Here is a 25130-nt window from a genome sequence, read left to right as displayed (position 1 = left end):
TCAGTCCTCTCGGTGGGTGGAGTGGATGTGGTGGATGTGGTGGCTGCGGAGTTCCGCGGCCAGCGCGGGCCCCAGCTGGCGCAGGGACTCCGGCTGCATCAGGGCGTGGTGCGAGGACGTGACGCGGTGGTGGAGAATCCGGCCCTCGATGTACGGGGACCAGACCTCCGGGTCGATCACGTACTCACCGTTGTCCGTCGCGGTGAAGATCAGCAGATCCGTGGCGACCCGTCCGTGCCGGTGCAGGGCGCCGATGGCGACGTTGTTCTGCAGAATCCGCATCGCCGCCTCGGCGATGCCCTCGTCCATGGTGGCGAACGCGGTGTTCTCCGCCGACAGGATGCGGAGGAACTCCTCGTGCGTGAGGCCGGCTTCGTCGATGCCGTCGGTGTCGATGTGGAACGCCTCCAGCATCCCGAGGTACACCTTGGACATCTCCAGGGCCGCGATCTGCTCCCTGGCCTCCTCGGGCAGCGGCTTCGCCGGCACCGCGTCGATGACCACCAGCAGATCCGTGCGCTCCCCGAGCTCCTGAAGGCGCTCGGCCAGCGCGTGGGCCACCACCGCGCCGAAGGACCAGCCCAGCAGGTGGTACGGGCCGTGCGGCTGGACCGCACGCAGCTGCGCCAGATAGTCCTCCACCATGTCCGCGACCGAAGCGGCCGGCTCCTCATCGCCCGCCAGCCCCCTCGCCTGGAGCCCGTACAACGGGACGTCCGGGTCCAGGTGCTGGAGCAGGGCACCGTACGGCCAGCTCAGACCACCCGCCGGGTGGACGCAGAACAACGGTGGCCTGGTGCCGTGGGGCCGCAGCGGGAGAAGGACCCCGAGCGTGTCCTCCTGGACATCCAGCCGCAGCTGGCCGGCCAGGCCCGCCACGGTGGGTGACTGGAACAGGGCGCGGATCGGCAGCTCCACGCCCAGGACGGCCCGGATACGGTTGATGAGCCGGGTGGCGAGGAGCGAGTGGCCGCCGAGGTCGAAGAACGACTCGTCGATCCCGACCCGGTGCACCCCCAGGACTTCCGCGAACACCTCGCACAGCGCCTCTTCCTGCGGGGTGCGCGGGGCCCGGCCGCCGGTGGGAGCGGCGGGGTCGGGCAGGGCGGCGCGGTCGACCTTGCCGTTGGCGGTCAGCGGGATCGCCTCGACCGGAACAACGGCCGAAGGCACCAGATAGTCCGGCAGCCGCTGGGCCAGCGCCTCCCGCACGCCCTCCGTCTCACCGACGACGTAGGCGACGAGACGGTCACCGCGCGCCAGGACGACGGCCTGGGTGATACCCGGATGGCCGCGGAGGACCGCTTCGACCTCAGCGGGCTCGATCCGGAAGCCGCGCAGTTTCACCTGATCGTCGGCGCGGCCCAGGAACTCCAGATCGCCGTCGGCGTTGCGGCGCACCAGGTCGCCGCTGCGGTACATCCGCTCCCCCGGCATGTACGGGTCCGCGACGAACCGTTCGGCGGTGAGCGCCGGCTGATCGAGATAGCCCCGGGCCACACCCGTTCCCGCGATGTACAGCTCGCCGGTCACCCCCGGCGGGACCAACCGCAGCCTCTCGTCCAGCACATAGAGCCGCATGGCGTCCATCGCCGCACCGATCGGCACCACCGCGCCCATGTCCCCGGTGACGGGGTGGCGAGCGGCGAACGTCGTCGTCTCGGTCGGGCCGTAGCCGTTGACCACGGTGAGGCCCGGGTGCGCCTCCCGGACCCGCCGCACCGCCTGCGGCGACACCACATCACCACCGGCCCACACCTGCCGCACCCCGGCCAGTGCCTCGGCATGATGCTCCGCCATGACCGAGAACAGACCCGCCGTCAGCCACAGACCGGTGATCCGCTCTTCCGCGATGGTCCGCGCCAGTTCCTCGGTGTCCGGCCGCTGGGGCGCCACCACCACGGTGCCACCGCGCAGCAACGGCACCCACACCTCGTACGTCGAGGCGTCGAACACCTGCGGCGAGTGGAACAGCACCCGCTCATGCCCCTCGGCGAAGCACGCGTCCTCGGTGAGCGCCACGATGTCGGCGTGGGTCACCAGCACGCCCTTCGGCGTCCCGGTCGAACCCGAGGTGTACATCACGTACGCGCCGCTGTCCGGCCGCACCACCGGCAGGTCGGTGACCGGCCCGCCGTCCTCGGGCAGCTCGCCGTCCAGCACCAGCACCGGCTGGGCGTCGGCCAGCAGCGTCTCGCGCCGCTCCAGCGGATACCCGGGATCGACCGGCACATAGACCCCACCGGCCTTCAGTACCGCCAGCGCCGCCACCACGAAATCGGCCGACCTGGGCAGGAGCAGCGCGACCCGCGACTCCGGCCGCACCCCCTGACCGATCAGCCAGGACGCCAGCCGATCCGACCGCGCTCCCAGCTCCCCGTACGTCAGCCGCACCTCGCCGTCGAGGGCGAGAGCCGCCGGATCCTGCGCCGCGAACACCTCCGGCACCGTCCGCCCGACCGTCAGGCCGGGGCGCGGGAGCAGTGCGGCCCGTTCCTCCTCCGTGAGCAGGTCGGCCGCGCCGATGGGCCGCCGCGGATCCGCCAGTACGGCGTCGAGCAGCCGCACCCAGCGGGCCATCGCGGTGTCGACGGTCGACCGGTCGAACAGGTGCGTGGAGAACTCGACCATCCCGGCCATGCCCAGGCAGGTACCGTCCGCGTCGCGCTGCTCCCCCACGTTGATCGACATGTCCACCCGGGAGACGTTCGTCACCACCGGTACGGCACTGGTCCGTACCCCGGGCAACTCGACCTCGCCGCCCGGCGCGTTCTGCAAGGTGAACATGGTCTGGAACAGCGGGTGGTGAGCGCTGGAGCGGCGCGGGTTGAGCACCTCCACCAGGTATTCGAACGGCACGTCCTGGTGCGCGTACGCCGCCAGATCCGTCGTCCGCACCCGCTCCACCAGTTCGGCGAAGCTCGGATCGCCGGAGGTGTCCGTCCGCAGCACCAGGGTGTTGACGAAGAACCCGACCAACTCGTCCAGCGCCTCATCCGTCCGGCCCGCGATCGGCGAGCCCAGCGGAATGTCCGTCCCCGCGCCCAGCCGGGTGAACAACGCCGCCAGCGATGCCTGCAGCACCATGAACACCGTCGCACCGGACCGCTGCGCGAAGCGCACCACCCGGCGGTGCAGATCGGCGTCCAGCTGGAACCAGGTGGCCGCGCCCTCGTACGACACCACCGCGGGCCGGGGCCGGTCGGCCGGCAGCCCGGTCCGGTCCGGCAGGCCGGCGAGCTGCCCGGTCCAGTAGTCGAGCTGCCGGCTGAAGAGGCTGCCGGGGTCGGCGTCGTCGCCGAGCAGTTCCCGCTGCCACAGCGTGTAGTCCGCGTACTGCACCGGCAACGCGGCCCAGGCCGGTGCCTCCCCCGCCCGGCGCGCGGCGTAGGCCGTGGTCAGGTCGCGCGCCAGGGGGCCCATCGACCAGCCGTCGCCCGCGATGTGATGCATCAGCACCACGACCACGCACTCCTGCGGGCTCAGGGTGAACAGCCAGCCGCGTACCGGGAGTTCGGTCCCGAGATCGAATGCGTACCGGGCGGCCCCGGCGAGCAGGTCCGGCAGTTCCTCCTCATCGGTGGCCACGACGTCCCAGCGCAGCGGCAGGTCCTTCGCCGGCAGGATCACCTGGCGGGGGCTGCCGTCCACGTCGGCGAGCAGGGTGCGCAGCGCTTCGTGCCGCCCCAGTACGTCGGTCAGGGCCTGACGCAGGGCGTCGGGGTCGACGGTGCCGTGCAGCCGCAGGGCGAGGGGCACGTTGTACGTGGGTGAGGGGCCTTCCAGTTTGTGCAGGAACCACAGGCGCTGCTGGGCGAACGACAACGGCAGTTCCGCGGGCCGGGGACGCGGCTGGACAGCGGTGCGCGCCGTGTCGCCGGTACCCGGGGCGGTGAGCCGGCGGGCGAGTCCGGCCACGGTGGGCTCCTCGAACAGCAGGCTCACCGGGAACTCGACGTCCAGCACCTTGCGCACCCGGCTGATCAGCCGGGTGGCGAGCAGCGAGTGGCCGCCCAGGTCGAAGAACGACTCGTCCACGCCGACGCCGGCCACCCCGAGCACTTCGGCGAACAGCCCGCACAGCACCTCCTCGTGCGCGGTGCGCGGCGCGCGTCCCCCGGCGCTGTGCTGCGGGGCGGGGAGGGCGGCCCGGTCGAGTTTGCCGTTGCCGGTGAGCGGCAGCGCGTCCATCCGCACCACGGCCGCGGGCACGAGGTGTTCGGGCAGGTGTTCGCGCAGATGGTCGAGCAGCACCGCCGGGGTGGCGGTGGCGGCTCCGACCACGTAGGCGACCAGGCGGGGCTCGCCGGGTGTGTCGGTGCGCACGACGACGGCGCAGCCGGTGATGTCCGGGTGCCGGGCGAGCACCGCCTCGACCTCGCCGGGTTCGACGCGGAACCCGTTGAGCTTGACCTGGTCGTCGGCGCGGCCGAGGTAGTCCAGCTGGCCGTCGGCGCGCCAGCGGGCCAGGTCGCCCGTGCGGTACATGCGGCTGCCGGGCGGCCCGAACGGGTCGGGCAGGAACCGGGTGGCGGTCAGGCCGGGCCGCCGGTGGTAGCCGCGGGCGAGTCCACTGCCCGCCGCGTACAGTTCGCCGGTCACGCCGGGCGGTACCGGGAGCAGATTCCTGTCCAGCACATACACGCGGGTGTGGTGGATGGGGCGGCCGATGGGCAGGTCGCCCGTCAGCGGGTCGCTGGTACTGACGCAGACGGTCGTCTCGGTGGGTCCGTAGGCGTTGATCATGGTACGGCCGGTGCGCCACTGTTCGGCCAGGTGCGGCGGGCATGCCTCACCCGCGACCACGAGGGTGCGCAGGTCGGGCAGGTCCTCCGGGGGCAGGGTGGCCAGGACGGACGGGGGCAGCGTGAGGTGGCTGACCCGGCCGGAGCGCAGGGCGCCGGCCAGCGCCGTGTCGACGAGCCGGTCCTCGGGTGCGACGACCAGCGTGGCCCCGGTGCACAGCGCCATCACCAGCTCCCACACCGAGGCGTCGAAGCTCGGCGAGGCGAACTGGAGCACCCGACTGTCCGCGGTGAGGCCGAGCCGTTCGGTCTGGGTGGCGACGAGGGCGGCGATGCCGGCGTGGCTGACCACGACGCCCTTGGGGGTGCCGGTGGAGCCGGAGGTGTAGATGACGTACGCGGCCGAGTCGACCGGTACCCGGATACCGGGGCTCGCCGGGGAGCGGTCCCCGGTGTCCGGCAGCGCGTCCAGGACGAGCACCGGGTCGGCGTCGGCGAGCATGTACTCCCGCCGGGCCGCGGGATAGGACGGGTCGATCGGGACGTACGCCGCCCCGGTCTTGAGGACCGCCAGGACGGCGACCACCAGGTCCACCGAGCGCGGCAGCAGCAGGGCGACCCGGGTCTCCGGCCGTGCTCCGTGCGCGATGAGCCAGTGCGCCAGCCGGTTGGCCCGGGCGCCGAGCTCGCCGTAGGTCATCCGCTCGGCGCCGGCGGCGAGCGCCTGCGCACCCGGGTCGACGGCTTCGAACAGTTCGACGATACCGGCGGGCGGCACCTCGGTGCCGGTGCTGTTCCAGGAGCCGAGGACCCGGTCGCGTTCTGCCGCCTCCAGCAGGTCGGGCCGGCCGATGGGGGCGCCGGGGTGATCGGCCAGGGCCCTCAGGTACCGCACCCAGCGGGCCATCAGGCGTTCCACCGTGTCCTGGTCGAACAGATCGGTGGCGTACTCGACCAGGCCGGCCATCCCGCCCGGGGTTCCGTCCCCGCCGTGGTGTTCCACCAGGTTGACCGAGAGATCCACCCGGGAGACCCCGGTGCCGACGGGGACGGCGGTGGCGCGCAGTCCGGGCAGCGAGAAGTCGGCGTCCGGCGCGTTCTGGAGGTTGAAGATCACCTGGAACAGCGGATGGTGGGCCGTGGTCCGGTGCGGGTTGAGCACCTCCACCAGATGCTCGAACGGCACGTCCTGGTGCGCGTACGCGGCCAGACCGGATTCCCGTACCCTCGCCAGCAGTTCGGTGAAGGCGGGATCACCGGAGGTGTCGGTGCGCAGCACCAGCGTGTTGGTGAAGAACCCGACGAGCCGGTCCAGGGCCTCGTCCGTGCGGCCGGCGATGGAGAACCCGAGGGGGATGTCCTCGCCCGCGCCGAGCCGGGTGAACAAGGCGGCCATCGCTGCCTGGAGCACCATGAACATGGTGGTGCCCGAGGAATGCGCCAGCGCGGTCAGGTCCCGGTGCAGGTCCGCGTCCACCCGGAACCAGGCGTAGCCGCCGGCGTGGGTGGCGGTCGCCGGGCGGGGCCGGTCGGTGGGCAGGGGCAGGGTTTCGGGCAGTCCGGCAAGGTGATCCCGCCAGTAGCCCACCTGGCCGGCGAACACACTGTCGCCGTCGGTGTGGTCGCCGAGCACCTCGCGCTGCCACAGCGTGTAGTCCGCGTACTGCACGGGGAGGGCGGGCCACTCCGGAGCGCGGCCGGCGCGGCGCGCGGTGTAGGCCAGGGTGAGGTCGGCGGCGAGCGGGCCCATCGACCAGCCGTCACCGGCGATGTGGTGCATCAGCACCAGCAGGGTCGACTCCTCGCCGCCGGTGGTGAAGAGCCAGGCCCGCACCGGTATGTCGTGGGCGAGGTCGAAGGAGTGCCGGGCGGTCTCGGTGAGTACCGCGTCCAGTTCCTCCGCCGGAACGTGCCGGGTCTCCCAGCCGATCCCGGCCTCCGCGGCGGGCAGGACGAGCTGGCTGGGCCGGCCGTCCACCTCCGGGAAGACGGTGCGCAGGGACTCGTGCCGGGCGATCACGTCGTCCAGTGCGGCGCGCAGCGCCTGCTGGTCGAGTGCGCCGGTCAGGCGCAGCGCGAGCGGGATGTTGTAGGTGGCGGAGGGGCCTTCGAGCTTGTGCAGGAACCACAGGCGCTGCTGGGCGAACGACAGCGGCAGCACCTCGGGCCGTTCCCGCACCGTCAGGCCGCTGCGGGCCCGGCCGGTCTCGTCCAGACGGGCGGCCAGGTCGGCCACGGTCGGGGTTTCGAAGAGGGCGCGGATCGGCAGCTCCACGTCCAGCACCGCCCGGATACGGCTGATGAGCCGGGTGGCGAGGAGCGAGTGGCCGCCGAGGTCGAAGAACGACGCGTCGACCCCGACCGCGGGCAGGCCGAGGACCTCGGCGAACAGCCCGCACAGCACCTCTTCCTGCGGGGTGCGCGGGGCCCGGCCGCCGGTGGGGGCGGCGGGGTCGGGCAGGGCGGCGCGGTCGACCTTGCCGTTGGCGGTCAGCGGGATCGCCTCGACCGGGACGATGACGGAGGGCACCAGGTGGGCGGCCAGTCGTTCGGCGGCATGGGCGCGCAGCCCGGTGGTCTCGCCGACGACGTAGGCGACGAGGCGGTCCCCGCGCGCCAGGACGACGGCCTGGGTGACGCCCGGGTGGCCACGCAGGACCGCTTCGACCTCGGCGGGCTCGATCCGGAAGCCGCGGATCTTGACCTGGTCGTCGGCGCGGCCCAGGAACTCCAGGTCGCCGTTGGTGTTGTGGCGCACCAGGTCGCCGGTGCGGTACATCCGCTCCCCGGTGACATACGGGTCGGCGACGAACCGTTCAGCGGTGAGCGCCGGCTGATCGAGATAGCCCCGGGCCACACCCGTACCCGCGATGTACAGCTCACCGGTCACCCCCGGCGGGACGAGCCGCAGCCGCTGATCGAGCACGTACAGCCGCATGGCGTCCATCGCCGCACCGATCGGCACCACCGCGCCCAGGTCCCCGGTGACGGAGTACCGGGCGGCGAACGTCGTCGTCTCGGTCGGGCCGTAGCCGTTGACGACCGTGATACCCGGATGCGTCTCCCGGACCCGCCGCACCGCCTGCGGGGAGACAACGTCACCACCGGCCCACAGCTGCCGTACTCCGGCGAACGCCTCGGCGTGGTGCTCCGCCATGACGGAGAACAGACCCGCCGTCAGCCACAGTCCCGTGATCCGCTGCTCGACCACGGCCCGGGCGAGAGCGTCCGTGTCCAGCCGGCCCTCGGGAGCGAGAACCACCGTCCCGCCACGGAGCAACGGCACCCACACCTCGTACGTGGACGCGTCGAACACCTGCGGGGAGTGGAACAGCACCCGCTCATGCCCTTCGGACCAACAGCCGTCCTGGGCGAGGCCGACGATGTCGGCATGGGTCACCAGCACGCCCTTGGGCGTCCCCGTCGAACCCGAGGTGTACATCGCGTACGCGCCGCCCCTCGCCGAGGAGCGGTCCAGGGTCTCCCCTGCCGCGTCGCCGGTGTCCGGGATCGCGTCGAGTACCAGCACGGGCCGGGCGTCCGCGAGCAGTTGTGCGCGCCGCCGCTCCGGGTACTCCGGGTCGATCGGCACGTACACCCCGCCGGCCTTCAGCACCGCGAGCACCGCCACCACATAGTCCACCGAACGCGGCAGCAGCAGCGCCACCCGCGACTCGGGGCGCACGCCGTGTGCGACGAGCCAGTGCGCCAGCCGGTTGGACCGCGCGTCCAGTTCCCCGTAGGTCATCCGCTCCTCGCCGTCGAGGGCGACGGCCGCCGGGTCCTGGCGGGCGAACAGGCCGGGCACGGTCACGCCGGGAACCGTGCCGGGCAGCCGGTCCAGCAGCCGGGCCCGTTCCTCGCCGGTCACCGTCTCGACCGAGCCGATCGTCCGCCGCGGGTCGGCGACCAGTTCGGCCAGCAGGGCCGTCCAGCGGCCGAGCAGGGTGTCCACGGTGGCCCGGTCGTACAGGTCGGTGGCGAACTCCACCCAGCCGGTGAGGCCGTCGGGGTCACCGGCGGTGGTGTGCTGCTCGGCGAGGTTGAGGGTCAGATCGACCCGCGACACGTTGGTGCCGGCGGATTCCGGGGTGAGCCGCAGGCCCGGCAGGGAGAACTCGGCCGCGGGCGCGTTCTGGAGCGCCAGGATCACCTGGAACAGCGGGTGGTGCGCGGTGGAGCGGACCGGGTTCACCGCCTCCACCAGGTATTCGAACGGCACGTCCTGGTGCGCGTACGCCGCCAGATCCGTCGTCCGCACCCGCTCCACCAGTTCGGCGAAGGTCGGATCCCCCGACGTATCGGTCCGCAGCACCAGCGTGTTGACGAAGAACCCGACCAGCTCGTCCAGCGCCTCATCCGTCCGGCCCGCGATCGGCGTACCGAGCGGAATATCCGTCCCCGCCCCCAGCCGGGTGAACAACGCCGCCAGCGACGCCTGCAGCACCATGAACACCGTCGCGCCGGAGCGGCGGGCGAGGTCGGTCACCCGCTGGTGCACCTCTGCGTCGATCGCGAACCAGGTGGCGGAGCCCCGGTAGGACGCCACGGGCGGGCGCGGCCGGTCGGCCGGCAGCGGCAGCGCCTCGGGCAGGCCGGCCAGTTGCTCGCGCCAGTAGCCGAGTTGCCGGGCGAACAGGCTGTCCCGGTCGGCGCCGTCGCCGAGCAGGTCGCGCTGCCACAGCGTGTAGTCCGCGTACTGCACCGGCAGCGGCTGCCAGTCCGGTGCGGCACCCTCCCGCCGGGCGGTGTAGGCCGCGACCAGATCCCGGGCCAGCGGACCCATCGACCAGCCGTCACCCGCGATGTGATGCATCAGCACCACCAGCACCGCCTCCTCGTCACCGAGGACGAACAGCGTCGCACGCACCGGCAGGTCATGGGCCAGGTCGAACGGGTGCCGGACGGCGCCGGCCAGCGCCTCCTGGAGGCCGTCCGCGTCCACCGGGCGGGTCGCCCAGGGGATGTCGGCCCGTGGCAGCACGTGCTGCGACGGTACGCCCTCGTGTTCGGGGAAGACCGTGCGCAGCGATTCGTGCCGCGCCAGCACGTCGTTCAGCGCGGCCCGCAGCGCCTCGCGGTCCAGTTCGCCGGAGACGCGCAGCGCCAGCGGCATGTTGTAGGTGGCGGACGGGCCTTCCATGCGGTGCAGGAACCACAGGCGTTGCTGGGCGTACGACAGCGGCAGCACCTCGGGCCGGGGCCGTACGGTGAGCGCGGTCCTGGCGCTGCCCGCCCGGCCCAGGTGCCGGTCGAGCCCGGCCACCGTCGGGGACTCGAACAGAGCCCGGATCGGCAGTTCGATGCCGAGGACGGCCCGGATGCGGCTGATGAGCCGGGTGGCGAGCAGCGAGTGCCCGCCCAGGCCGAAGAACGAGTCGTCCACGCCGACCCGGGGCAGGCCGAGCACTTCGGCGAACAGCCCGCACAGCAGCTCTTCGCGCGGCGTGCGCGGGGCGCGCCCTTGCGCGCCGGTGGCGTAGCTGGGCGCGGGCAGGGCGCCGCGGTCGAGCTTGCCGCTGGTGTTGAGCGGGATCTCGCCGATCGCCACGACGGCCGCCGGCACCATGTGGTCGGGCAGCCGGTCCCGTACGTGTGCGCGCAGGTCGGCCATGAGGGTGTCGACGCGCTGCGGGCTCACCGGGTTGTTGTGCGTGGGGCGGCCGGTGTCCGCCGGGCGGTAGCCGCCGAGGACGGGGGCGTCCCCGGCGGGCAGCAGGATCGCGTCGAAGCGGGACGGGTCCGCGGCGGCGGGGGCCAGCACGGCGCGGTAGCCGCGTGCGGTGGCCCACTCCCGTACGGCCCGCGGGTCCACTCCCTGGGCGGTCAGGCGCGCGTTGGGCAGCCCGGCGACGCGCACCGGGACGGAGGCCACCGCGTCCAGCGCGGTCACCTCGGGCAGCGCCGAGACGTCGAGCGCGGCGTCGACCGCCGTGTGGAGCGTCACCTCGTAGCGGTGCGCGGTCAGCTCGTTGTGCGCGGCGCCGTCCTTGAGCCGGATGTCGGCGGCGGCGCCGTGCTCGGCCGCCCAGCGGTGGAACCACTCCGGGTCGAGCAGCAGTTCCTTCTCGACCAGTTCGGCCTGGGCGACGGCGGCCCGCAGGGCGGCCGGGCGCAGCCCGGGCCGCCGGTGCCGCTGCACGGCGGTGTGCAGGGCGCGGGCGGTGCCTGCGTGCCGAACGTCGCCGACCACGATCCGGCCGCCGGGGGCCAGCAGGGTCAGGGCCCGGCGGAGCACCCGGGAGAGGTAGCCGGCGTCCGGGAAGTACTGGACGACCGAGTTGAGGACGACGGTGTCGAAGAAGCCTTCGGGCAGTCCGGTCGTGTCGTCCGCCGGCCGGCAGCGCAGTTCCGTGTTGGCCAGTCGCCCGCGCAGGTGGGCGATCGCGGCGGCGGAGAAGTCGGTGGCCCAGTAGGACTCGACCTCCGGCGCGATCCGGGACAGCAGCAGTCCGGAGCCGACGCCGATCTCCAGGACCCGCCGCGGCCGGTGGGCCAGGACGCGGGCGACGGCGGCGGTCCGCCACTCCTCCATCTCGGGCAGCGGGATGGGGGCGCCGGTGAAGCTGGAGTTCCAGCCGGTGAAGTCCTCGCCCCACTCCTCGGCGCGCGCGGCGCCGTACATGGACTCGTAGATCTCCTGCCACTGGGCGACCTGGCCGCTCTCCCCGGTGTGCAGGGCGGTGCCGCTGGGCACCACGTAGGCCACCAGCCGCTGGTCGCCCGGCTGGTCCTCGCGGGTGATCGCCACGGCCCGGTGGACGCCGGGGTGCTCGCGCAGGACGGACTCGACCTCGCCGGGTTCGACGCGGAAGCCGCGGACCTTGAGCTGGTCGTCGGCCCGGCCGCGGTACTCCAGCTCACCGTGCCGGTTCCAGCGGGCGAGGTCGCCGGTGCGGTACATCCGTGCTCCCGCCGGCCCGTGGGGGTCGGCGACGAACCGCTGGGCGGTCATGGCCGGCTGGTTGAGGTATCCGCGGGCCACGCCGGGCCCCGACACGTACAGTTCGCCGGCCACACCGGGGGCCACGGGCCGCAGGTAGGCGTCCAGGACGTGCACCCGGGTACCGGCCACCGGCCGTCCGATGGGGGTACCGGGCCCGGTGAGCGGGGCGCTGGTGGTGACGTGGACGGTGCATTCGGTGGGGCCGTAGGCGTTGACCACCCGGCGGCCGGCCGACCAGGTGGCCAGCAGGTCGGGCGGGCAGGACTCGCCGCCGATCACGACGGTCTCCAGGGCGGGCAGCAGCGGGCCGCCGTGCACGGGGATGGTGCTGAGGATGGAGGGGGCGACCAGCAGGTGGGTGATGTCCTGCTCGTCCAGCGTCTCCTTCAGCTCCTGGCCGGCCAGTTGCCGGGACTCGGGCAGGACGAGGGTGGCGCCGAGCAGCAGGGCCGCGCTCAGCTCGGCGAAGGAGACGTCGAAGCTGGGCGAGGAGAACTGGAGGACGCGGCTGCCCGCGCCGACGGCGAAGCGGTCGCGCTGCGCCTCGGTCAGTCCGGCCACCCCGCGGTGCGGCACGATCACGCCCTTGGGACGGCCGAGCGAGCCGGAGGTGAAGATGACGTAGGCGGGGTGGTCGAGGGACGGGCGGATCCCCGGGTTGTCGCCCGAGGCGGTGTCCGGCAGGTCTTCCAGGACGACCGTGCGGCTGCTCTCCAGGACCGGGGCCAGGCGTGCGCGCAGTTCCCGGTCGGTCAGCACCAGCGGCGGGGCGACGTCCGTGAGCATGTGCGTGAGCCGTTCGGCCGGGTACTCCGGGTCGAGCGGCACATAGGCGCCGCCCGCCTTGAGGACGGCGACGACGGCGACCACCAGGTCGAGCGATCGCGGCAGCGCCAGGCCGACGAAGTGCTCGGGGCGGACGCCCTGGCCGATGAGCCAGTGCGCGACGTGGTTGGCGCGGGTGTTGAGTTCGGCGTAGGTGAGTTCGCCGTCCGCGCCGCGGACCGCGACGGCCGACGGGGTCCGGGCGGCCTGTTCCTCGAAGAGGTCGGGCCAGGTCCGCGGGGCCGGGGTGAGTTCCGCGGGGGCGGCCGACAGGGAGGCGTGTTCCTCGGCGCTGAGCAGGTCGATCTCGCCCAGCCGCAGCTCCGGCCGGGTGGCGACCGCGGACAGCAGCCGGATCCAGCGGTCCACCAGGGTGTGCACACTGTCGCGGTCGTACAGCTCGGTGGAGTACTCGATGGAGCCGGCCAGCCCGGCGGGGGCGCCGTCCTGGGTGAAGTTCTCGATCAGCAGGAACAGCAGGTCGAGCCGGGCGGTCCCGGTGCCCGCGAGTTGGGCCTGGACGGACAGCTCGGGCAGGTGGAACTCGGCGCGGTCGGTGTTCTGCAGGACGAGGGCGATCTGGAACAGCGGGTGGTGCGCGGTGGAGCGCCGGGGATTGAGCACCTCGACCAGGTGCTCGAACGGTACGTCCTGGTGGGCGTACGCGCCGAGGCTGTTCTCGCGGACCTGCGCCAGCAGTTCGCTGAAGGTGGGGTCGCCGGAGGTGTCGGTGCGCAGCACCACGGTGTTGACGAAGAGGCCGACCAGATCGTTGAGCGCGTCATCGGCGCGGCCGGCGATGCCGGTGCCGAGCGGGATGTCGGTGCCCGCGCCGAGCCGGGTCAGGAGGGCGGACATCGCGGCCTGGAGGATCATGAAGACGGTGGTGCCGGTCCGCCGGGCCAGCTCGGCCACCGCCCGGTGCAGTTCGGCGGGGAGCCGGAGCTCGGTGAGGTCGCCCCGGTAGGCGGTGATCGCCGGCCGGGGCCGGTCGGTGGGCAGGGTGAGGGCGTCGGGCAGCCCTTCCAGCCGGTCCCGCCAGTAGTCGACCTGGCGGCTGAACAGGCTGCCCGGGTCGTCCTCGCTGCCGAGCACGGCCCGCTGCCACAGCGAGTAGTCGGCGTACTGCACGGGCAGCGGCGCCCAGCTGGGGGCGCGCCCGTCGCGGCGGGCGGTGTAGGCGGTGAGCAGGTCGCGCCCGAGCGGGCCCATGGACCAGCCGTCGCCGGCGATGTGGTGCATCAGGACGAGCACCACGGACTCGGTGGGGCCGGTGGTGAACAGCCAGGCGCGTACCGGGATCTCGTGCGACAGATCGAAGCCGTGGCGGGCGGCGGCCTCCAGGGCGGCGGGCAGTTCCTCCGCGTCGAGGTGGCGGTGCTCCCAGACGACCTCGGCCTCGGCGGCCGGCACCACGCGCTGCTGCGGCCGGCCGCCGGTCTCCGGGAAGACGGTGCGCAGCGACTCGTGCCGGGTGACGACGTCCTGCAGGGCGGCGCGCAGGGCTGCCCGGTCGACCTGGCCCGTCAGCCGCAGGGTGAGCGGCATGTTGTAGGACGGCGAGAGCCCTTCCAGCTTGTGCAGGAACCACAGCCGCTGCTGGGCGAACGACAGCGGCAGCACCTCGGGGCGCGGCACCGGGACGAGAGCCGGGCGGCCGGCTCCGGCGCCCGCGAGGAGCTGGGCGAGCCCGGCGACGGTCGGTGACTCGAACAGGGCCCGGATGGGCAGTTCGACATCGAGGACCGCGCGGATGCGGGTCACGAGCCGGGTGGCGAGCAGCGAGTGCCCGCCGAGATCGAAGAAGCCGTCGTCGATACCGACCCGGGACACCCCGAGCACCTCGGCGAACAGGCCGCAGAGCACCTCCTCGTGGTGGGTGCGCGGGGCACGGCCGGTGGAGACGCCCGCGTAGTCCGGGGTGGGCAGGGCACGGCGGTCGAGTTTTCCGTTTGCGGTGAGCGGGATCCGGGAGAGCGCGACCACGGCGGAGGGCACCATGTGCTCGGGCAGCCGCGCTTCGGCGTAGCCGCGCAGGGCGGCGATGAGAGCGCCGAGTTCCCTGGTGCCGGCCGGGTGGGTGGCCAGGCCGCGGGTACGGCCGGAGGGCCGGTAGGTGCCGCTGACCGGGCCGTGGCCTGCGGGCAGGAGCACCGCCTCGAACGCGGTGGGGTCATCGGGCGACCAGGTCAGTGCCACCTGGTGGCCGTGTTCGGCGGCCAGGGCGGCGAGGGTTTCGGGGTCGGTGCCGGCGCTGCTGAGGCGGCCGTTGCGGAGCCCGGTGATCCGGGCCGGGAGATCGTGGACGGCATCCACGGAGGCCACCACGGGAAGATCGTCGAGCCGGAGCGTCGCGTCCGGGTCGTGGTGCAGGACCACCTCGTAGCGGTGGCAGGTCAGTTCGTTGTGCGCGGTGCCGCGCTTGAGCCGGATGTCGGCGGCGGCGCCGTGCTCGGCGGCCCAGCGGTGGAACCACTCCGGGTCCAGCAGGAGTTCCTTCTCCACCAGCACGGCGTGCTCGACGGCCGCCGTCACGGCGGCAGCGCCGGCGTGCGGGTGGCGGGCACGCTGGACGGCGGTGTGCAGGTGACGGACGGTGGCGGCGTTGCGGACGTCGCCCACCACGATCCGGCCGCCCGGGGTGAGGAGCGTCCTGGCCCGCGTCAGGACGCGGGAGAGGTAAGCCGCGTCCGGGAAGTACTGGACGACGGAGTTGAGCACGATGGTGTCGAAGTGGCCCTCGGGCAGCCCGGTCAGGTCGTCGGCGGACTGGTGGCGGAGTTCCACGTTCGGCAGGCGGCCCCGGAGCCGGTCGATGACCACGGCGGAGAAGTCGGTGGCCCAGTAGGACTCGACCTCCGGCGCGATCCGGGACAGCAGCAGTCCGGAGCCGACACCGATCTCCAGCACCCGCCGGGGCGATCCCTCCATCACACGGGCCACGGCGGCATCCCGCCAGGCGCGCATCTCGGGCAGCGGGAGGGGGTCGCCGGTGAAGCTGGAGTTCCAGCCGGTGAAGTCGTCGTCCCAGTCGGCCGCGGTGGAACCGGAGTACATGGACTCGTAGATGCCCTGCCACTCCTGGACCTGCTCGGTCGTGTCGCCTTCCGTCGTACCGGGCACGACGTAGGCGACGAGGCGGTCCTCGCGCAGCACCACGACCGTGTCGGTGACACCGGGATGTTCGCGGAACACCGCTTCGACCTCGGCGGGTTCGATACGGAAGCCGCGGATCTTGACCTGATCGTCGGCGCGGCCCAGGAACTCCAGATCGCCATCGGCGTTGCGGCGCACCAGGTCGCCGCTGCGGTACATCCGCTCCCCCGGCGCGAACGGGTCGGCGACGAACCGCTCGGAGGTGAGGGCGGGCCGGTCGAGATAGCCCCGGGCCACCCCCGTACCCGCGATGTACAGCTCACCGGTCACCCCCGGCGGGACCAGCCGCAGCCGCTCGTCCAGGACGTACAGCCGCATGGCGTCCAGCGCAGACCCGATCGGCACCACCGCGCCGACGTCCCCGGTGACGGGGTGGCGAGCGGCGAACGTCGTCGTCTCGGTCGGGCCGTAGCCGTTGACCACGGTGAGGTCCGGGTGCGCCTCCCGGACCCGGCGCACCGCCTGCGGGGAGACAACATCACCCCCGGTCCACAACTGCCGCACCCCGGCGAACGCCTCGGCGTGGTGCTCGGCCATGACGGAGAACAGACCCGCCGTCAGCCACAGGCCCGTGATCCGCTGCTCGGCCATCACCCGGGCCAGGGCTTCGGAATCGAGCCGCCCCTCGGGGGCGAGCACCACGGTTCCCCCGCCCAGCAGCGGCGCCCACAGTTCGTAGGTGGAGGCGTCGAACACCTGGGGCGAGTGGAACAGCACCCGCTCGTGTCCTTCGGACCAACAGCCGTCCTGGGCCAGAGCGACGATGTCGGCGTGCGTCACCAGCACGCCCTTGGGCGTACCGGTCGAGCCGGAGGTGTACATCACGTACGCGCCGCTGTCCGGCCGGAGCGCGGGCAGCGGGCGGACGGGCTCGTCCGCCACCTCGACCGGGCCGTCCAGCACCAGCACCGGCTGGGCATCGGCCAGCAGCATCTCGCGCCGCTCGACCGGATAGCCCGGATCGACCGGCACATAGACACCACCGGCCTTCAGCACCGCGAGCACCGCCACGACGTAGTCCACCGAACGCGGCAGCACCACCGCGACCCGGGATTCCGGCCGCACCCCCTGACCGATCAGCCAGGACGCCAGCCGGTCGGAGCGCGCATCCAGTTCCCCGTGCGTCAGCCGCTCCTCGCCGTCGAGAGCGAGAGCCGCCGGGTCCTGCGCCGCGAACACCTCCGGCACCGTCCGGTCGAGCGTCGGGCGGGGGCGCGGGAGCAGCGCGGCGCGCTCCGCGCCGGTGAGCAGTTCGGCGGTGCTGATCCGCCGCCGCGGATCGGCCAGCACGGCGTCGAGCAGCCGCAGCCAGCGGGCGACCATGGTGTCCACCGTGGACCGGTCGAACAGGTCGGTCGCGTACTCGACGAAGCCGTCGATCCCACCCCGCTCGGGGCGTTCGGTGAGGCTGAAGAAGAGGTCGAACCGTGAGGTGCCCAGGGCCGCCGTCTGGCCACGGACCGCGAGGCCCGGCAGGTCGAAGTCGGCGGGCGGCGTGTTCTGGAGGGCGAACATCACCTGGAACAGCGGATGGTGCGCAGCGCCGCGGTCGGGGTTGAGGACTTCCACCAGGTGCTCGAACGGCACGTCCTGGTGCGCGTACGCCGCCAGGTCGGTGGTGCGCACCCGCTCGATCAGCTCGGCGAAGGTGGGATCGCCCGAGGTGTCGGTCCGCAGCACGAGGGTGTTGACGAAGAACCCGACCAGCTCGTCCAGCGCCTCATCCGTCCGGCCCGCGATCGCGCTGCCGAGCGGGATGTCGGTGCCCGCGCCGAGCCGGGTGAACAGGGCGGCGATGGCGGCCTGCAACACCATGTAGACGGTCGCGCCGGTCTCGCGGGCGAGTTCCGCCAGCCGCCGGTGGGTGTCCTCGGAGAGGGTGAAGAAGGTCAGCTCGCCACGGTAGGACGCGACCTGCGGGCGGGGCCGGTCGGTGGGGAGGGGAAGTTGTTCGGGCAGGTCGGCCAGTTGCCCGCGCCAGTAGTCCAGTTGCCGGGCGAACATGCTGTCCGGTGCGTGCTCGTCGCCGAGCAGGTCGCGCTGCCAGAGCGTGTAGTCGGCGTACTGGACGGGCAGCGCCGGCCACGGCGGCGCGGTCCCGGCGGCGCGGGCGGTGTACGCGGCGACCAGATCGCGGGCCAGCGGGCCCATCGACCAGCCGTCACCGGCGATGTGATGCATCAGCACCAACAGCACGTGCTCGCCGCTGTCCAGGACGAAGAGCCAGGCCCGGACGGGCAGTTCCCCGGCCAGGTCGAACGGGTGCCGGGCCGCCCCGGCCAGAGCGTCGGCCAGACCGTCCTCGGTCACCTCCACGGTGCTCCACGGCACCGGCAGCTCGGGACGCAGTTCCTGACCGGGCTTGCCGTCCCGTTCGGGGAAGACCGTGTGCAGGGACTCGTGCCGGGCCACCACGTCGTTCAGTGCGGCCCGCAGCGCCTCCCGGTCCACTGTGCCGGTCAGGCGCAGGGCAAGCGGCATGTTGTAGGTGGCGGAGGGACCTTCGAGTTTGTGCAGGAACCACAGGCGCTGCTGGGCGAACGACAGCGGCAGCACCTCGGGCCGTTCTCGCACGGTCAGCGCGGGCCGGGCGCTCCCGGCACGGGACAGGCGGGCGGCGAGACCGGCGGCGGTCGGGGTTTCGAAGAGGGCGCGGATCGGCAGCTCCACGTCCAGGACGGAGCGGATGCGGCTGATGAGGCGCGTGGCGAGGAGGGAGTGGCCGCCGAGGTCGAAGAACGACGCGTCGACCCCGACCACGGGCAGTTCGAGGACCTCGGCGAACAGCCCGCACAGCACCTCTTCCTGCGGGGTGCGCGGGGACCGGCCCGTTCCGGCGGTGTCGGGGTCGGGCAGGGCGGCGCGGTCGACCTTGCCGTTGGCGGTCAGCGGGATCGCCTCGACCGGGACAACGGCGGAAGGCACCAGGTAGTCCGGCAGTCGCTGGGCCAGCGCCTCCCGGAGTCCATCGGCCCCGCGCTCGGCGACCACATAGGCGACCAGGCGGCCGGAGCGCAGCAGCACTACGGCCTGGGTGACGCCCGGGTGGCTACGGAGGACCGCTTCGACCTCGGCGGGCTCGATACGGAAGCCGCGCAGTTTCACCTGGTCGTCGGCGCGGCCCAGGAACTCCAGGTCGCCGTTGATGTTGTGGCGCACCAGGTCGCCGGTGCGGTACATCCGCTGCCCCGGCGCGAACGGGTCCGCGACGAACCGTTCGGCGGTGAGGGCGGGCTGGTCGAGATAGCCCCGGGCCACACCCGTACCGGCGATGTACAGCTCGCCGGGGACGCCGGGGGGCACCGGGCGCAGCCGGTCGTCCAGGACGTACAGCCGCTTGGCGTCCATCGCCGCACCGATCGGCACCACCGCGCCGACCTCGCCGGTGATGGGGTGGCGGGCGGCGAACGTCGTGGTCTCGGTCGGGCCGTAGCCGTTGACGACCGTGATACCCGGGTTCGTCTCCCGGACCCGGCGCACCGCCTGCGGCGACACCACATCACCACCGGCCCACAACTGCCGCACCCCGGCCAGCGACTCGGCATGATGCTCCGCCATGACCGAGAACAGACCCGCCGTCAGCCACAGCCCCGTGATCCGCTGCTCCACCACGGCCCGGGCGAGAGCGTCCGTGTCCAGCCGGCCCGGCGGCGCGACGACCACGGTCCCGCCACGCAGCAGGGAGGCCCAGAGTTCGTACGTCGAGGCGTCGAAGACCTGCGGGGAGTGGAACAGCACCCGCTCATGTCCCTCCGCGAAACACCGGTCCTGGGCCAGACCCACGATGTCGGCGTGTGTGGTCAGGACGCCCTTCGGTGTGCCGGTCGAGCCGGAGGTGTACATGATGTACGCGCCGCTGTCCGGCCGCAGGGCGGGCAGCTCGGTCACCGGCCCGCCGCCCTCGGGCAGCTCGCCGTCCAGCACGACTACCGGCTGGGCGTCGGCCAGCAGCAGGTCACGGCGGTGCTCCGGGTACTCCGGGTCGATCGGCACATACACCCCGCCGGCCTTCAGCACCGCCAGCACCGCGATCACGTAGTCCACCGAACGCGGCAGCACCACCGCGACCCGCGACTCCGGCCGCACCCCCTGACCCATCAGCCAGGACGCCAGCCGATCCGACCGCGCATCCAGCTCCCCGTACGTCAGCCGCTCCTCGCCATCCACGGCGAGAGCCGCCGGATCCTGCGCCGCGAACACCTCCGGCACCGTCCGGTCCGTGGCAGGCAGCGCCCGCAGGTCCAGCAGCGCCTCGCGTTCGGCAGCGGTGGTGAGCGGCGCGGCACTGATCGGACGGCTGGGGTCGGCGAGCAGATCGCGTATCAGCCGGAGCCAGCGCTCCAGCAGGGTGTCGACGGTGGCCCGGTCGAACAGGTCGGTCGCGTACTCGGCCCAGCCATGGACTCCGCCGTCGGGCAGTTCCGCGAGGTTCAGGGTGAGGTCGACCCGGGACACGGTCAGCTCGACCGGCTCACCCGTCACCTCGATCCCGGGCAGGTCGAAGGCGGGCAGCGGCGCGTTCTGCAGGGCGACCGGGTTCACCGCCTCCACCAGGTATTCGAACGGCACGTCCTGGTGCGCGTACGCCGCCAGATCCGTCGTCCGCACCCGCTCGATCAGCTCGGCGAAGGTCGGATCCCCCGAGGTGTCGGTCCGCAGCACCAGCGTGTTGACGAAGAACCCGACCAGCTCGTCCAGCGCCTCATCCGTCCGGCCCGCGATCGGCGTACCGAGCGGAATATCCGTCCCCGCCCCCAGCCGGGTGAACAACGCCGCCAGCGACGCCTGCAGCACCATGAACACCGTCGCGCCGCGCTGCTGCGCCAGGTCGGCGATCCGCCGGTACGTCTCGGCGTTCAGTGCGAAGGTGGTGACGGCTCCCCGGTGGGAGGCGACCGGCGGCCGGGGCCGGTCGGTGGGCAATACGGTCAGCTCGGGCAGCTCGGCCAGCTGGTCGCGCCAGTAGCCCAGTTGCCGGGCGAACAGCCCTTCCCCGGCGTGCTCGTCGCCGAGCAGGTCGCGCTGCCACAGGGTGTAGTCCGCGTACTGCACCGGCAGCGGCTGCCACTGCGGGGCTGTGCCCTCCCGCCGGGCGGTATAGGCCGTGACCAGATCCCGGGCCAGCGGGCCCATCGACCAGCCGTCACCCGCGATGTGATGCATCAGCACCACCAGCACCGCCTCCTCGTCACCGAGGACGAACAGCGTCGCACGCACCGGGATCTCGGCGGCCAGGTCGAAGGTCTGGGACAGGACTCCGGCGAGCGCCGCGGACAGTTCCTGCTCCGTGGTCGGCCGTACGGCCCACCGTACGGCGGGGGCCTGCGGGAGCACGGTCTGCCGGGGGGCACCGTCCACCTCGGGGAAGACGGTGCGCAGCGCCTCGTGCCGGGCGATCACGTCGTCGAGCGCGGTGCGCAGTGCCTCCGGGTCCAGCGGGCCGCGCAGGCGCAGGGCCAGCGGCATGTTGTAGGTGGCGGAGGGTCCGTCGAGCTTGTGCAGGAACCACAGGCGCTGCTGGGCGAACGACAGCGGCAGCACCTCGGGGCGTTCCCGCACCGTCAGGGCGGTGCGGGCGCGGTCGGCGTCGTGGAGACGGGCGGCGAGGCCGGCCACGGTGGGTTCTTCGAACAGCACCCGGATCGGGAGTTCCACGCCCAGGACGGAGCGGATGCGGCTGATGAGCCGGGTGGCGAGGAGGGAGTGGCCGCCGAGGTCGAAGAACGAGTCGTCCACTCGGGTGCTCGCGATGCCCAGGACTTCGCTGAAGAGGGCGCACAGCATCTCTTCCTGCGGGTTGCGCGGCGGCCGGCCGGGGCCGGTGGCGGTGTGCGGTGCGGTGGGCGCGGGCAGCGCGTTGCGGTCGACCTTGCCGCTGGCCAGCAGCGGGATGGCGGGGATCGCGAGCACCGAGGAGGGCAGCAGGTGTTCGGGCAGCCGGTCGGCGAGGTAGGCGCGCAGGGCGGTGAGCAGGACGCCGGCCTGCCGGGAGGCCGCCGGGTTGGTGGCGAGTTCGCCGGGGTGGGCAGCGGGGCGGTAGACGCCGGACAGGGCGGTGACGTCCGGGGGCAGGAACACGGCCTCGAAGGCGGTGGAGTCCCCGGCGGACCAGGTCAGTACGGCTTGCAGGCCCTGCTCGGCGGCGAGGGCGGTCACGGTTTCGGGGTCGGTCCCGCCGGCGCCGAGGCGGCCGTTGACCAGTCCGGTGACGCGGGCGGGCAGGTCCCGGATGTCGTCCATCGTGGGCACCACCGGGACGTCCTCGACCCGGAGCGTCGCGGCGGGGTCGGTGTGCAGGACCACCTCGTAGCGGTGGCAGGTCAGTTCGTTGTGCGCGGTGCCGCGCTTGAGCCGGATGTCGGCGGCGGCGCCGTGTTCGGCGGCCCAGTGGTGGAACCAGTCGGGGGCGAGCAGCAGTTCCTTCTCGACGAGGACGGCGTGTTCGACGGCGGCGCGCCGTACGGAGGCGGGTGCGTCGGGCATGCGGTGCTGGTGCACGGCGGTGTGGAACAGGCGCAGGGTGGCGGCGTTGCGGACGTCGCCGACCACGATCCGGCCGCCGGGGGCCAGCAGGGTCAGGGCCTGTTCGAGTACCCGGGTGAGGTAGCCGGCGTCCGGGAAGTACTGGACGACCGAGTTGAGGACGACGGTGTCGAAGTGGCCTTCGGGCAGTCCGGAGGTGTCGTCCGCCGGCTGGCAGCGCAGTTCCACGCCGGGCAGCCGGCCGCGCAGCCGCTCGATGGCGGCCGGGGACAGATCCGTTCCCCAGTAGCTCTCCACACGGGGTGCGATCTTCGCCATGAGGAGCCCGGAGCCGACGCCGATCTCCAGCACGTGGCGGGGCGCGTGGGCCATGACGCGTTCGACGGCGGCGTCCCGCCAGTCGGCCATCTCGGGCAGCGGGATGGGCTCGCCGGTGAAGCTGGAGTTCCAGCCGGTGAACTCGTCGCCCCACTCGGCGGCGTCCGCCCCGGTGTAGACGCGTTCGTAGATGTCGCGCCACTCGGCGACCTGCGCGGCGGACTCGCCGTCGGCGGTGGGGACGACGTAGGCCACCAGGCGGCGGTCGCCGGGCCGGTCCTCGCGGGCGGTCACGACGGCGCCGGCCACCCCGGGGTGCTCGCGCAGCACCGATTCGACCTCGCCGGGCTCGATGCGTACGCCGCGGACCTTCACCTGGTCGTCGGCCCGCCCCAGGTACTCCAGTACGCCGCCGGTGGTCCAGCGGGCCAGGTCGCCGGTGCGGTACATCCGGCCGGGGCCGAACGGGTCGGGCAGGAACCGGGTCGCGGTCAGCGCGGGCCGGCCGAGGTAGCCGCGGGCCACGCCGGGACCGGCCGCGTACAGTTCGCCGGGCATGCCGGGTGGGACCGGCCGCAGGGCGTCGTCCAGTACGTACACGCGGGTGCCGCGCACCGGGGTGCCGATGGGCAGGGTGCCGCCGGTGACGGGGGCGCTGATGCTGACGGCGATGGTGTTCTCGGTCGGCCCGTACGCGTTGACCATCCGGCGGCCGGCCGACCAGGCGGCGGCCAGCTCGGGCGGGCAGGATTCGGCGCCGACGATGAGTGAGCGGAAGTCGGGGAGGTCCTCGCGGGGCACGGTGGCCAGGACGGACGGCGGGATGAGGGCGTGGGTGACGCGCTCGGTGCGCAGCACGGTGTGCAGCGCGTCCCCGGCGAGCGGTCCGGCCGGCGGGACGACCAGGGCGGCGCCGGCCCGCCAGGCCATGGCGAGTTCCAGGGCCGAGGCGTCGAAGCCGGGGGAGGCGAGCTGGAGCACCCGGGCGTCGGCGGTGACGGCGCAGCGCTCCAGCAGGGTGTCGGCCAGGGCGGCGATGCCGGCGTGGGTGACCACGACTCCCTTGGGGGTGCCGGTGGAGCCGGAGGTGTGGATGATGTAGGCGGCGCTGTCGGGGTGGATGTGCACGGCCGGGTCGGTGGCGGGCACGCCGTCGAGGGCGGGCAGTTCGCGCAGTACCAGGACGGGGTCGGTGTCGGTGAGGAGGAACGCCTGCCGCTCGGCCGGCTGGGCGGGGTCCACCGGCACGTAGGCCGCGCCGGCCCGCAGAACGCCGAGGATGGCGACGATCAGGTCGGCCGAGCGCGGCAGGACGAGCGCGACCCGGGACTCGGGGCGCACGCCCCGCGCGATGAACCAGTGCGCCAGCTGGTTGGCGCGGGCGGTCAGTTCGGCGTAGGTCAGGGTCCGGTCGCCGTGCGCCAGGGCGGGTGCGTCGCCGGCGCCGGACGGGAGGGCGCCGAAGGGGACCGGGGCGACCGGTTCCGTGGTGTTCCAGGTGCGCAGGACCCGGTCCGCTTCGCCTTCGGTGAGCAGGTCGAACTCGCTGATCCTGCGGTCGGCGTCGCCGGCCGCGGCGGCGAGCAGGCCCGTCCAGCGGGCGACCATGCCGTCCACCGTGGCCCGGTCGAACAGGTCGGTGGCGAACTCCACCCAGCCGGTGAGGCCGGCCGGCAGGCCGTCGGCGTCCTGCTCCTCGTTGAGGGAGAACAGCAGGTCGAAACGCGAGGTGCCGGTCCCGGTGAATTCGGGCCGCACCACGAGTCCGGGCAGTTCCCAGGCGGTCTGCGGCATGTTCTGCAGGGCGAGGGCGACCTGGAACAGCGGGTGGTGGGTGGTCGACCTGACCGGGTTCAGCTCCTCCACCAGGTATTCGAACGGCACGTCCTGGTGGGTGTAGGCGGCCAGGCTGGCCTCGCGTACCCGGTCCAGGAGTTCGGTGAAGGTGGGGTCCCCGGAGGTGTCGGTGCGCAGCACGACGGTGTTGACGAACAGCCCGACGAGGTCGTCCAGCGCCTGGTCGGTCCGGCCGGCGATGCCGCTGCCGAGCGGGATGTCGGTGCCGGCGCCGAGCCGGGTGAACAGGGCGGCCAGGGCCGCTTGCAGCACCATGAAGACGGTGGTGCCGGAGCGGTGGGCCAGGCGGACGACGGCGCGGTGCAGGTCGGCGTCGAGGCGGAACGGGGTGTTGTCGCCCCGGTAGGAGGCGGCCTGGGGGCGTGGCCGGTCGGTGGGGAGGGCGAGTACCTCGGGCAGTCCTTCGAGGTGCTGCCGCCAGTAGGCGAGTTGCCGGGCGAACAGGCTGTCCCGGTCGGTGCTGTCGCCGAGCAGGTCGCGCTGCCAGAGCGTGTAGTCGGCGTACTGGACGGGCAGCGGCGCCCAGTCGGGCGCGGTGCCCTCGCGGCGGGCGGTGTAGGCGGCGATCAGGTCGCGGGCCAGGGGGCCCATCGACCAGCCGTCGCCGGCGATGTGGTGCAGCAGCAGGACGATGACGGCCTCGTCCGGGGCGGTGTCGAAGAGCCAGGCGCGCACGGGGAGTTCCCGGGCCAGGTCGAAGCCGTGGCGGGCGGCGCGGGTGAGAGCGGCGGGCAGGTCGGTGACGTGCTCGGTCTGCCAGGTGACGGCGGCTTCCTCGGGGGTGAGGATCTGCTGCCGGG

At 73.2% G+C, this 25130-nt stretch carries 1 protein-coding gene (only partly in view); it reads right to left on the bottom strand.

The features are described from left to right. Nucleotides 1-25130, bottom strand: partial view of a non-ribosomal peptide synthase/polyketide synthase gene (locus tag BM385_RS07695; protein WP_254791468.1) — the 3' portion only. 16321 nt of this gene lie beyond the right edge of the window; the window shows 25130 of its 41451 coding nt (coding positions 16322-41451); the start codon falls outside the window, past its right edge; its stop codon occupies nt 1-3.

The organism is Streptomyces harbinensis (assembly GCF_900116145.1).
Classification (GTDB): Bacteria; Actinomycetota; Actinomycetes; order Streptomycetales; family Streptomycetaceae; genus Streptomyces; species Streptomyces carpaticus.
The sequence above is the reverse complement of the archived record's forward strand: the minus strand, read 5'-3'. Positions and strand labels throughout refer to the sequence as shown.